Annotated in this window: 11 protein-coding genes; all 11 read right to left on the reverse strand. The window is 42.4% G+C overall.

Annotation, left to right across the window (positions count from 1 at the left end; translation table 11 throughout):
- Positions 1-13: 13 nt before the first annotated feature.
- Positions 14-1,120, reverse strand: coding sequence for a GntR family transcriptional regulator (locus ACYQ5K_RS00335; RefSeq protein WP_179963079.1), 1,107 nt, complete (start codon positions 1,118-1,120; stop codon positions 14-16).
- 430 nt (positions 1,121-1,550) lie between these two features.
- Positions 1,551-1,994: a ribose 5-phosphate isomerase B gene (rpiB, locus tag ACYQ5K_RS00340; RefSeq protein WP_173687315.1), complete on the reverse strand. Its 444-nt coding sequence runs from the start codon at positions 1,992-1,994 to the stop codon at positions 1,551-1,553.
- A 174-nt stretch (positions 1,995-2,168) separates the two neighbouring features.
- Positions 2,169-3,194: an ABC transporter permease subunit gene (locus tag ACYQ5K_RS00345; RefSeq protein ID WP_178025577.1), complete on the reverse strand. Its 1,026-nt coding sequence runs from the start codon at positions 3,192-3,194 to the stop codon at positions 2,169-2,171.
- Positions 3,194-4,261 (reverse strand): ABC transporter permease, encoded by a 1,068-nt coding sequence (locus tag ACYQ5K_RS00350; protein ID WP_459777153.1) that lies wholly within the window; start codon positions 4,259-4,261, stop codon positions 3,194-3,196. The genes ACYQ5K_RS00345 and ACYQ5K_RS00350 overlap by 1 nt, the downstream gene beginning before the upstream one ends.
- Positions 4,261-5,772, reverse strand: a complete 1,512-nt coding sequence (locus ACYQ5K_RS00355) for a sugar ABC transporter ATP-binding protein (RefSeq protein ID WP_459777154.1) — start codon at positions 5,770-5,772, stop codon at positions 4,261-4,263. Before ACYQ5K_RS00355 ends, ACYQ5K_RS00350 begins: the two co-directional genes overlap by 1 nt.
- 142 nt (positions 5,773-5,914) lie before the next feature.
- Entirely contained in the window at positions 5,915-7,012 is a 1,098-nt protein-coding gene (locus ACYQ5K_RS00360; RefSeq protein WP_459777155.1) for an ABC transporter substrate-binding protein, read from the reverse strand.
- 137 nt (positions 7,013-7,149) lie between these two features.
- Positions 7,150-8,637 (reverse strand): sensor histidine kinase, encoded by a 1,488-nt coding sequence (locus ACYQ5K_RS00365; RefSeq protein WP_459777156.1) that lies wholly within the window; start codon positions 8,635-8,637, stop codon positions 7,150-7,152.
- A gap of 3 nt (positions 8,638-8,640) precedes the next feature.
- The gene (locus ACYQ5K_RS00370) at positions 8,641-9,336 is read right to left on the reverse strand and encodes a helix-turn-helix domain-containing protein (protein ID WP_459777157.1); all 696 of its coding nucleotides are present in this window, start codon (positions 9,334-9,336) and stop codon (positions 8,641-8,643) included.
- Positions 9,337-10,257, reverse strand: a complete 921-nt coding sequence (locus ACYQ5K_RS00375; protein ID WP_459777158.1) for a response regulator — start codon at positions 10,255-10,257, stop codon at positions 9,337-9,339. It abuts the gene before it with no gap.
- Between the two features lie 15 nt (positions 10,258-10,272).
- The gene (locus tag ACYQ5K_RS00380) at positions 10,273-11,610 is read right to left on the reverse strand and encodes a substrate-binding domain-containing protein (RefSeq protein ID WP_178025576.1); all 1,338 of its coding nucleotides are present in this window, start codon (positions 11,608-11,610) and stop codon (positions 10,273-10,275) included.
- Between the two features lie 159 nt (positions 11,611-11,769).
- Entirely contained in the window at positions 11,770-12,306 is a 537-nt protein-coding gene (locus tag ACYQ5K_RS00385) for a bL17 family ribosomal protein (RefSeq protein ID WP_022220184.1), read from the reverse strand.
- Between the last annotated feature and the right edge of the window lie 31 nt (positions 12,307-12,337).

Below are 12,337 nucleotides of genomic sequence, written 5' to 3' on the forward strand. Positions count from 1 at the left end.
TTGATAAATATTTTTATTTGATAATTTTTACAGAACTCCGGTTGATAATCTCCGGTTTCAGTTCCACACTGTCCGGCACTTCTTTCTCCTGCATAAGATCAAGGATCTCTTCTGCTGCCTTCTTCGCAAGCTCCCGGATCGGATTTTTCACAGAAGCAAGCGGTACTTCGCAATAATTTGCCAGATCAGAATCATCGATTCCAATGATCGACATCTTGTCCGGCACTTTGATCTTCTGTTCCAGACATGTCGCTGCAAGACTGCTCGCGACCTCATCGTTGTAGCATACACATGCCGTACATCCCTGGATCCTTCTTAAGATCCAGCTGCTTTCCTCACGCATATTGCGATTGCGCACATCTTCGGTATCAATCCAGACAACCCGTTCATCTTTGATCCTGATATCTGCTTCCATCAAAGCTTCGATATAACCGGCATACCTTCTGTGTCCCTGCCCGTCATCTGCCTTGAAAATCGCTGCGATCTCACGGTGTCCGCACTGGATCAGATATTCCGTCGCCATCTTTCCTGCCATCTTGTCATCAAGACTTACATGCGGCGCTTTCAGTTCCGGATAATAGCTGTTGATAAAGATTACCGGGATTCCCTGCTCCATGATATGCCTGTACAGATCAAGATTTGGATTAGGAAGACCACTCTTTGTCGGTTCCGCTATAATTCCATCCACTCTTTTCTTATCCAGAATGCTTTTCAATATAAAACGTTCTTTTTCTACAGAATTGTTGGTGATGGAAATCTGGATTCCATATCCGGCGCTTGACATCTTGTTCTCGATTTCCTGAATAATACCAGAAAAAATGTATTCCTGAACAAAAGTTGTCATCACTGCGATCTGCATCGTCTTTTTTCGTCTCACCCCGATGATGCCACTTTCCTTTATATAAGTCCCACTTCCACGGCGTTTCTCGATCATACCTTCTTTTTCCAGAACAGCGATCGCATGTCGGACGGTCTGACGACTTACCCCAAAACGGTCACAAAGCTGGTATTCCGACTCTATCCGCTCTCCCGGCTGCAGTTCTTCCGCTTCAATCTGTTCTCGGATCCATCTTACAATTCCTTCATACTTTGCTGATGTTTCTTTCACTTTTTTCTTCATCCCCCCTGATTTACGTACAAATCCCCTGCTCTCGTTATCTCTAATATACCTTAAAAAACACCTGATTTTCAACCCGTAATATGTTACAAATTATCGTACAACTTTTGTATGTTTTTGCTAAGTTGTATTTATCATATGCGTACAACTTGAATACATATTTGCATTTTATTGCCGTTCCAACTTGTATTCTTCTTTTTGTACCTTTTGTACACTTCTTATAAAACATTAAGTAATATGGAATTGTTTTTTGACACCACCAAAACAAGTATAACAAGCTTTTTCCGGTTCCTGCACTCCTGTAACACCTTCCCTTCACCAGATACAGAACCTTGTGCAGCCACAAATCTGCACTTGGCTCACCGTATACACAAAAAGAGCAGATAAAAGCTTTTTCATTGCCTTTATCCGCTCTTTTTGTTTTTCATCCACTCTACTGATTATCTTCGATCGCCATAATCATATCTACACGATCCTGGTGACGTCCCCCAAGGAACTCTGCACCAAGAAATGTATCAAGGATCATCTTTGCCATCTCGATTCCAATTACTCTTGCACCAAACGCAATCACATTTGCATTGTTATGTTCTCTTGCCATCTTTGCCGTATATGGTTCAGAACATACCGCTGCGCGAACACCGTGAACCTTATTGGCTGCCATTGAAATTCCAAGACCGGTACCACAGATTGCAACTCCGAGATCCACTTCTCCGTCTGCAACTGCTTTTCCAATCTTTTCTCCATATTTCGGATAAGGACAGCTCTCATAAGAATCTGTTCCGTAATTGACAACTTCGTATCCTTTTTCCACAAGATACTCTACCACCTGCTTTTTCATATCCACTGCAGAATGGTCATTCGCAATCCCAATTTTCATATCTTATCTTTCTCCTTCCACTTTATACTCAATACTTACAAAAAGAACACCGGATGTACGATATGAACATCCGGTGTTTAAATCCTACTTTTTTATTATAGGCAATTAAAAAGTTTCCGTCAATACCCGTCGTTTTCTCTTTTCGCCTGTAATGTTTAAAGTACTGTTCTTTCTTTAGTTTTTCTTCTTCAGGCTTGCAAATACAGACTGCAGAACGATGAAGAAGCAGAGGAGTGCGGAAAGTACGATTCGTACCCACCAGCTTGAAAGTGTTCCCTGTGTTGTGATCAGGCTGGAAATCGTTCCTTTGATCAATACACCGAACAGGGTTCCGAATGGAGTTCCGACACCACCACTAAGCAGTGTACCACCGATAACGGCGGATGAAATCGCATCCATCTCAAGACCTTTTGCCTGCTCTACGAATCCGGCACAGCTGTTCATACAGAAGAGGAATCCACCAAGTCCTGCAAGGAAGCCGTCCAGAAGGTATGCACACATTTTTGTTTTCTTAACATTCAGTCCCATCATAAGTGCACTCTGTTCATTTCCACCGATCGCATATACAGAACGTCCGAATTTTGTATACTTCATAATGATCATGATCACGATCAGAACGATGATTGCGATGATAACCGTCGGGTAAATATATGCCGGGAGGAATTTTCCTCTCTTACTGTAAGAACCAAACGGCATGTAAATTTTGTATTTAGCCCATGCCATGAAAGTTGCATTTTTGATAGAAATCATATCTGTACTGATGATCGATGTCATACCACGTCCAAAGAACATACCTGCCAGTGTTACGATGAATGGCTGGATCTCCAGATAAGATACCAGGAATCCCTGAACCAGACCAAAGAGAAGTCCGATCACCAGTGCCATAAGAAGTGCTGTATAAGCGCTTGCGCCGTGATTTTCCATCTGGTTTGCAGCAACCATACATACAAGTGCTGTAACGGAACCAACTGAGATATCGATTCCGGCTGTGATCATAACAATTGTTTCACCCATTGCAATGACCAGAAGACCTGCATTGGAAATGAACAGGTTCAGGAACATCTGCGGTTTCGCAAAACCTTTATCGTTGAACACGATCATACCTGCTGCATACATTACAACAAACAGTAAAATTGTGATCATAAGGAGGAATGTCGTTCCGTTAATTTTCTTTTTTGTTCCGGATACTTTTGCTTTCATTAGTTAGCTCCTCCTTTCACTGCAGCCTTTGATGTTCTTTTTTCTTTCTGTACTGCAATAAATTTCTTGAATACCGGGCTCTGAAGGACAACGATGACTACAACAACGATTGCCTTGTAGACTGGAAGCTGATCGGCTGATACATTCAGTCCGTAAAGAACTGTTGTAAGTGCCTGGATTGTATAAGCTCCGATTACAGATCCCATCAGGCTGAACTTACCACCACCAAGGGCGTTTCCACCGAGGGAAACTGCAAGGATGGCATCCATTTCAAGGTTCAGACCAATGTTGTTGGCGTCTGCAGAATAGATACGGCTGGAAGCCACAAATCCTGCAACACCTGCAAGTACACCACAGATCAGGTAAGTAAGGAATTTGATCATGGTTGAGTTCAGTCCGACCAGTCTGGATGCGGTTCCGTTAATACCAACACTCTCGATGTAAAGTCCAAGAGCTGTCTTTTTCAAAATTGCATATGCAATGATAACTACGATAATCGCAATTACAACCGGCATCGGAATCGGGAATTTTCCAACGTAGCTTCCGAATACCTGGTAAGATTTTACACGGATATATGTAATCTGTCCGTCTGTGATCAGCTGTGCGATACCACGTCCTGCTGTGTAAAGGATCAATGTTGCGACCATCGGCTGAATGTTCAGCTTTGCAACCAGAAATCCGTTAAATGCACCGCAGATTCCTGAAGCAACCAGTGCTGCAAGAAATGCAACGATGATCGGTGCTGACAGAGAGTTTACAGATACTTCTCCACCGGAAAGGATCTGGCAGCATACAGCTGCGGCAACTGCCATAACAGCTCCGACACTGATATCCTGTCCTCCGGATGCTGCTGTAACAAGTGTCATACCAACAGCCAGGATAACCAGCTCGGACGCACGGTTGATAACATCGACCGGATATCCGTATGGAACTCCATTTTTAAGAGATATGCTTAAGAATCCCGGAATTGTAATTGTTGCTACGATAATGATTGCAAGCAGACATACCAGTGGCATGAAAAGCCTCATAGAGGTAAGCTTTTTCCATCCTGATTTATTTGTGCTCATTACTCTTCACCTCCTGCGATTGCTTTCATGATGCCTTCCTGTGATAATTCATCACCGGAAATTTCTCCAACCTTCCTGCCGTCTCGCATGACTGCCATACGTGAGCAGGTACGGAGCATTTCTTCTACTTCAGAAGAAATAAATGCAACCGACATTCCCTGATCTGCAAGATCAAGTACCAGCTTCTGGATCTCTGTCTTGGTTCCGATATCAATACCTCTTGTAGGTTCGTCCAGGATCAGGAAATCCGGATTTGTAAGAAGCCATCTTCCGATGATAACCTTCTGCTGGTTACCACCTGACAGACTCTTGATCGGAGTCTCGCGGCTTGCTGTCTTAATCTGAAGCATCTTGATGTATTTATCTGCTGCTTCATCCATCTCTTTTCTGCTCATTGGATGGAACATACCTTTTTTCGCCTGAAGTGCGATAATGATGTTTTCACGCACAGACAGGTCTGCAATGATACCATCTTTCTTTCTGTCCTCCGGAAGATATGCCATACCAAGCTTCATTGCATCGATTGGAGCATGGATCTTTACTTCTTTTCCATTTACTTTCAATTTACCGGAATCTGCTTTATCAGCTCCGTAAATTGCACGGACAAGTTCAGAACGTCCGGATCCAAGAAGTCCTGTAAATCCGACAACCTCACCTTTATTGATCGTCATATCGAACGGTTTGATCGTTCCTTTATGGCCAAGTCCCTCAGCTTCGATAACCGGGATAAACTCTTTGAGTTCTGCATGATCACCTTTGATATCTGCAAGATCATCAAAGTCTTTACCCATCATCTTGGCTACAAGCATAACTCTTGGCAGATCTTTGACTTCATATTCTCCAACCAGTTCACCATTTCGCAAAACAGTGATCCTGTCGCAGACTTCATATACCTGCTCCAGGAAGTGTGTTACGAAAATAATACCTACGCCTTCTCCTTTCAGTCTGTTCATCAGTTTGAACAGCTTTGCAACCTCATCATCATCCAGAGATGAAGTTGGTTCATCAAGGATCAGAACCTTACATTTCATATCAACTGCACGTGCGATTGCGATCATCTGCTGTCTTGCCAGAGAAACCTCTTCCAGCTTCTGTGTTGCTGAAGCATCGATTTCAAGACTTTCAAGCAATTCTGTTGCACGCTTGTTCATTGTACGCCAGTCAATAAATCCTGCTTTTCTTGGTTCGCGTCCAATAAACAGATTTTCTGCCACCGTCAGGTTCGGACAAAGGTTAACTTCCTGATATACAGTACTGATACCATTATTCTGTGCGTCCTGTGGTGATCTATTGATAATCGGACCGTCTTTTCCATCCAGACGGATCTCGCCATTTTCAAATTCATGTACACCGGTAAGAACTTTGATCAGTGTAGATTTTCCTGCACCGTTCTCACCCATCAGAGCGTGAATCTCGCCCTTGCGAAGTGTAAAATCAACATGCTGCAATGCTTTTACACCGGGAAATGTCTTGGAAATATCCCGCATTGTAAGTACAACATTACCCTCCATACTCTTCCACCTGCTTTCCTTTTTTCAATAAAGAGGGCGTAGTATAAATACCCGGCACATTCCGATTATTATCTACCACGCCTCTCTATTAGTTCACCCTTATGTGTCTGTCAGATGATGTATCCGACTCTCCTACTGCATCTTAGTATGCACGTCCGTCAAGAATATCCTGTGTAAGTGGTGTTACATCAAAATCTTTTTCTTCGTCTAAGCTGTTTGTAGCTTTTACAGATTTAACTGTGTCATCTTTAGCAAAGATTTCTTCATCTACATAGTTCAGTTTTTCAACGTCTTCGCCAGCTTCAAGTTTTTTGATAAGTTCTTCAGCACGTGGTCCGTGAAGTGGGTTACACTCAACGTCACATTCGATCTTTCCGTCAAGAACATCCTGAAGTCCTGCATGTGTTGTATCGAAAGAAATTACCATGATTTCGCCGTTTGTGATATCAGATCCAACTGTCTTACCAGCTGCTTCAATTGCGTCGATTGCTCCGAATGCTTCGTTATCATTCTCGCAGTATACTACGTTGATGTTGTCATACTGTTTCAGCATAGACTCCATAACTTCCTGACCTTTAGCCTGTGTAAATTCACCTGTCTGCTGAGCTACAAGATCCCATCCGTATTTGTCAACGCCTTCTTCAAGACCTTTTGTACGTCCGATCTGAGCTGTAGAGCCGATTGTTCCCTGGATATCAGCGATATGGATATCAGATGCTGCGATTCCTTTTGCTTCTGCAAATCCGTTCAGCCATTCAGCTGCTTTACGGCCTTCGCAAAGAGCATCGGTTCCGATCCATGTTGTGTAAAGGCTGTCATCAGATACATCAACCATACGGTCAACGATGATTACCGGGATGTCTGCATCTTTTGCTTCCTGAAGAACTGTATCCCATCCTGTCTCTGTAACAGGTGCAAGAAGGATGTAATCAACCTCCTGCTGGATGAAGTTACGGATTGCTGTGATCTGGTTCTCCTGTTTCTGCTGAGCATCATCAAAGATCAGGTCATATCCGTTTTCTTTGCTGAATGTGTCTTTCATTGACTGAGAGTTTGCTGTACGCCAGTCAGATTCCGCACCTACCTGTGAAAAACCTACTGTGATCACATCATCGGATGAGCTTGATGAATCACTGCTCTTTTCGCTGCTGTCAGATCCTTTACTTCCACCGCATCCAACTGCTAAAGCTGCTGTCATCGCTGCACATAACAATACTGCTAACACTTTTCTTTTTTTCATTTTACATGTTCCTCCTTTATTGGGTTTCCTCAACCTCTTGATGTACTTATAATAATAAAAAATATATAATTTTTAAACGGACATTTTTCCTTTATTTGTTAAAAATCTTCCACTTTTCAGCAAAAAAGTAGGATTTTTTATGATGGAGGTTGAATATTTTTCGCTGCTATAATGATCGTTGCATTCGTACCTTCATTTTCCTTACTTTCAAAGAACACTCCGTATTCATCCCCGTAATAATACTTGATTCTCTGATTGACATTTGACACACCAAAGCCCTTTTCCTCATTTCCTGTATCTGTTCCTGCCATCTTTTTCCGGAGATTGTTCAGCTCCTCTTCCGTCATTCCTTTTCCATTATCAACAACCTGGAAAATGATCTTATCCCCCTGTTTTTCCCCGGTGATCAGGATTTTCCCTTTTCCACGCTTATTCTTAATTCCATGATAAAGTGCATTTTCAACCAGGGGCTGAAGTGTCAGTTTCGGTATGATATAACCATAGATCTCCTCATTCATCCGGATCTCATAATCCAGAATATCCTGATACCGGAACTGCTGGATCTCCAGATAACTCTCGATATGGGTTCTCTCTTCCTTCACAGTAATGTAATCATGTCCTTTGCTCAAAGTTGTGCGGAAGAAATCGGAAAGGGAAGTTACCATTTTTACGACCTCTGCGCTTTTGTTTTCTTCAGCAAGCCATACAATTGCATCAAGCGTGTTATAAAGAAAATGTGGATTGATCTGCTCCTGCAGAAGCCGATTCTCAATGATTCTGAGATTCTCCTGTTTCTTCCGGATATCATCTACCAGAATTCCGATCTCTTCCGTCATATCATTAAAGCTTCGTGTGAGTACTGCAATCTCATCTCCCGTTTCAACCTGTGTTTTTACAGAGAAATCTCCACCGGCGACCTTTTCAGTCAGATTACACAAATCATGGATCGGTCTGGTCACACTTCTGGAAGCCCGTCCGCTTAACAACAGAGAAATGCTCATTGCAACGATCGCCACCCCGATTGCCAGCATCGTTGAATGACGGTTATTCCGGTTCAACTCTGTCTGTACTGTCACAAAATTAGATGTTTCCAGATAAACATAGTCCTGGATTCCGGCCTGTACCAGTGTCGTCAGATCTTTGACATTACTGTTAAAATATTCCATTCTCTCATCATAAGGAGTCCGTTCTTTAATCTGTTTATCCAGATCCTGTACACAATAACGGAGTGAAGACAGTGAATTTTTAATACGTCTTGCCTGTGACTGGTTAAGCGGAACCGTCGCATTTTGCGTCATCTTATCACACGCCTCTTCCATCTCCGTAATATAGTCGTATGGATTCACCGTCACTACTCCGTTTACCGTCGTAACTCCATCTCCGACCTCCTTAAGCTGCATATTACTTACCACAGCAAGATACATGCTGTAATCCAGCCGGCTTTTAAAGTCTTTCACATAACGGTTGGCATAGGCAACACTTTTTGTAATCTCAGAATAGGCTGATGCCGCATTATTTAAAGACACGATCAGATAGGCGGCCAGAATTACCATCGGCAGAAATGCTGACAGCGAAATGGAAAGCAGTTTCTTATTGATCGACCAGTTCTTATATTTCACCTTCATATTCTATCCCCTTCCTCTTGAACGGAATTCCTTCGGCGAACATCCCTGTGTCTTTTTGAATATGTAGCTGAAATAATGGGAATCCTTGTATCCCACCTCATATCCGATGTCCGATGTCCTCTTATCCGAACACATCAGAAGCTCTTTTGCTTTTTCCATACGGACGCCCGTCAGATATTCTACAAAGGTTGAGCCAACCTCCTGACTAAACAAAGAGCTAAAATAGCTCGGACTGATGTTGACACTCGCAGCCACCAGGTTCAGTGAAATATTCTCTGACATATAATTCTGTCCGATATAATCTCTCGCTTTTTCGATAATTTCTGAATAGCGTCTGCCCGATGCCTGCTCTCTTAACCGGATCATTCGTCTGACTATATTTTCCAGATATTTTCTCGTTGCCCCCAGTTCCTGCACATACTGCGATACCTCCCGTACATCGCCAAGCTCCCTTTCAATATCTTCTTTTTCAATGTTCAGACTGTCTCCCAGACTTTGGACGCTGATAAAGGTATCCATTACAATATACTGTCTCAGCATCATCGACTGCAGGTTCTGCTCACCAACTGCATCAAAATATGCATCCATAAAACTATTTACTTCATTTTCTGTTCCTGTCTTCAGGAAACGCTCCAGCATTTTCCGGTTCTCCGCCATGGTTCCGAGTCTGTGCATCTCAACGTCATTCTGAACCCCCACCTAATGAACCTCTAAATAACTCACAAACTGGCTCAAGCTTCTTGAAAAACGCTCTGCAAAGGCTCTGTTTGCATCATTGTAGGATTTTTTAATCTCACTGAACCGCCCCACCTGACTTCCAATTCCTCCAAAATATCCCAGATTTTTATATTTTTCCAGAACTTTTTCAAGATCTCCCCTAAACGTCTGAGCTCTTGCAGTCAGTTCTTCCCCAATAGCTCCCTGTGCAATAAATCCCCATCCTTCTACACCTCTCCGGAACCACAGGAGCTTTTCTGTCTGCTCACTCAGATTTTCTATATCTTCAGTTGCACTTACAATATCCTCGTTATAATCCATCGGATGATCGATCATAATGATCTTAAAGAGAATCACACAATATCCCTCTGCACTTATTTCAATTCCCAGCTGCTTTCCCTGCTCCAGGCATTCTCCAAATGGCATACTTCCTGCAAACACCTGATTGAAAAACTGAAACTTTTCTCTTTCTTTGTTTTCCTGCATTTCACGGGCATATTGATTCATCTGCTCTTTTTCACTTTGCTCTTTCCGAATTTCTTCTGCTACTTTGTTAACTGCCTCCAACAATTTTTCTGAAGAAATTGGCTTGAGAAGGTAATCGGTTACACCGATCTTGATTGCCATCTTTGCATAATCAAACTCATTGTATCCACTCAGAATCATAATTTTCGTAGCCGGAAGTGCTTTTTTTACCTGCTCACTGAGTTCCAGTCCATCCATAAAAGGCATCTTAATATCCGTGATCAGGATGTCTGGTTTCTTTTCAAGAATCATCGGTAACGCAAGTTCTCCATCACTTGCCTCTCCGACAAAGTCATATCCATGCATTTCCCAGTCAATACTGTTCTTAATCCCGTTTCTGATAATAATTTCATCCTCAACCAAAAATACTTTTATCATTTCTCTTTCCTGCCTTTAATATGTTCTGTTGTCTATAATTTCATCCAAATCCATAGTTGTATCGAAATATGTTTCTTCCACGTACTGTTCCTTATCAATGGAAATATCGGATTCCAGTCTCTGGATCAGTTCTGCCGCTTTCGGTCCCTGGTTTGGATTGCATTCAAAGGTTACATTCAATTTACCTTCTTTTACAGCTTCGATCCCTGCTTTGCTTCCCCCAAATGAAATCACAATAATATCTCCATCCTCTCCGCAGGTCTTTACGGATTCCTCGATCGCATCGATGGCTCCCAGTGCCATCTCGTCACTCTCTGCAAACACTACCCGTAAATCCGGTTCCTGCTCAAGAAACAGTTTCATGACTTTCTGTGCCTCTTCTCTGGAATTGTCACCGGTCTGCTGTGCCACCATCTCCCAGTCCGAATACTTCTCCAGCATAGTCTGATATCCCTGTGCTCTCGTCAGCTGCTCTTCCGAGCCGATGGATTCCTGAATCGCGGCAATCTTGATGGTAATGTCTTCTTCTGTCTGCTCCTCCTCTGTCGAATCCGTCTGGTCTTTCGCTGACGAACTACCTTTTATAATCTTATTCAGAATAGATGTACTGCTGTCTGATGACTCAGTCCTGGTGTTGCCCGATATATTTGAACTGCTATCGGTTGTTTTAGAACCATCCACTGATGTTTTGCTATCTGTCGCTTTGGAACTATCTGACGCCTTACTATCCATTTTCTGAGAATCCTCCGCCGAATCCTCTACCGCTTCACTTTCCGTCTGTTCTGCTTCTCTCTGTGCATCAGCAGCCGCCTTTTCTTCCTCTGCCTTTTTCTCGTCCTCTTCTTTCAGATATTCATCCAGCCATTTTCCTGCCTTTTTCATCTGTTTACCGTAATCACTTCCAAGCATGCACGAATAAAGGCTGCTGTCATCCGTATCAATACCATTATTTACAAGGATTACAGGAATATGTGCCTTTTTCGCATCTTCCAACACATCATCCCAGCCAATTTCTGAAATCGGATTCAGAATGATATAGTCCACGCCCTGTTTTATAAATCCTTCCACATCTTCAATCTGTTTTTCCTGATCGCTACCTGCATCTGCATACACCGCTTCATAGCCGTTTGATTTGACAAATGTATCCATAAAAGACGCTGTATTTGCATCCTTCCATGAGCTTTCTTCTCCACTCTGTGAAATTCCCACTGTGATCAGATAATCAAACTCGCTTTGCAGATTATCCCCATTTCTGGTCTCTCCTGTAAACAAAGAAAGTGCAAATGTACCCGCCGATACAATCAATATCAATACTGCCGCAACCTTTAAAATAAATCGTCCTACACGTCCCATGTCGTTCCTCCTTCACGTCTGCTAAAGGACATTCTTTTCAGATGTTTTCTATTATACACTGACTTTTATCAGAAAGAAAGGTAGAAATCGAGCAGGCCGGCTCACTATATACACAAAAAGCCACAGGCATAAATGCCTGTGGCTTTCGATCTCATTTGATTATACAAGCTCAAGAATAACTTCCATTGCAGCGTCACCTTTACGCTGTCCAATTTTGATGATTCTTGTGTATCCGCCGTTGCGGTCTGCATACTTAGGAGCGATCTCTGTAAACAGTTTGTCTACCAGATCAACTTCTTTTGTATTTTTCTTCTTTCCAGCTGCAGCAGTCGGAACTTCTGTTACAGGGTAAAGTACTTTCAGCATCTGACGTCTTGCATGAAGTCTTGACGGATTGTCTTTTTTGATTGTCTTTTCAACTTCTTCGTATACAGTAACTTTCTTACCATCTACTACTTCTTTAACTCTCTTGCCTTCTGCATCTTTCTTAGCAACTTTAGCTTTGATTGTAACTTCTTCGAAGTTATCTTTTTCTTTTACAGCTGAAGCGATAAGACCTTCTGCGATCTTACGGATTTCTTTAGCTTTAGCTTCTGTTGTTCTGATTTTTCCGTGCTGAAGAAGCATTGTTACCTGATTTCTCAGTAATGCTTTTCTCTGACTTGCTGTTCTTCCAAGTTTTCTATACTTTGCCATTTTTTTAATCCTCCATTATTCGGGACATACC

The organism is Allocoprococcus similis (assembly GCF_054660775.1).

Bases quoted from the DNA above. Each gene is read 5' to 3' on its own strand.
- ACYQ5K_RS00335 (WP_179963079.1), bottom strand. From the start codon at position 1,120: ATGAAGAAAAAAGTGAAAGAAACATCAGCAAAGTATGAAGGAATTGTA.
- rpiB (WP_173687315.1), bottom strand. From the start codon at position 1,994: ATGAAAATTGGGATTGCGAATGACCATTCTGCAGTGGATATGAAAAAG.
- ACYQ5K_RS00345 (WP_178025577.1), bottom strand. From the start codon at position 3,194: ATGAAAGCAAAAGTATCCGGAACAAAAAAGAAAATTAACGGAACGACA.
- ACYQ5K_RS00350 (WP_459777153.1), bottom strand. From the start codon at position 4,261: ATGAGCACAAATAAATCAGGATGGAAAAAGCTTACCTCTATGAGGCTT.
- ACYQ5K_RS00355 (WP_459777154.1), bottom strand. From the start codon at position 5,772: ATGGAGGGTAATGTTGTACTTACAATGCGGGATATTTCCAAGACATTT.
- ACYQ5K_RS00360 (WP_459777155.1), bottom strand. From the start codon at position 7,012: ATGAAAAAAAGAAAAGTGTTAGCAGTATTGTTATGTGCAGCGATGACA.
- ACYQ5K_RS00365 (WP_459777156.1), bottom strand. From the start codon at position 8,637: ATGAAGGTGAAATATAAGAACTGGTCGATCAATAAGAAACTGCTTTCC.
- ACYQ5K_RS00375 (WP_459777158.1), bottom strand. From the start codon at position 10,257: ATGATAAAAGTATTTTTGGTTGAGGATGAAATTATTATCAGAAACGGG.
- ACYQ5K_RS00380 (WP_178025576.1), bottom strand. From the start codon at position 11,610: ATGGGACGTGTAGGACGATTTATTTTAAAGGTTGCGGCAGTATTGATA.
- ACYQ5K_RS00385 (WP_022220184.1), bottom strand. From the start codon at position 12,306: ATGGCAAAGTATAGAAAACTTGGAAGAACAGCAAGTCAGAGAAAAGCA.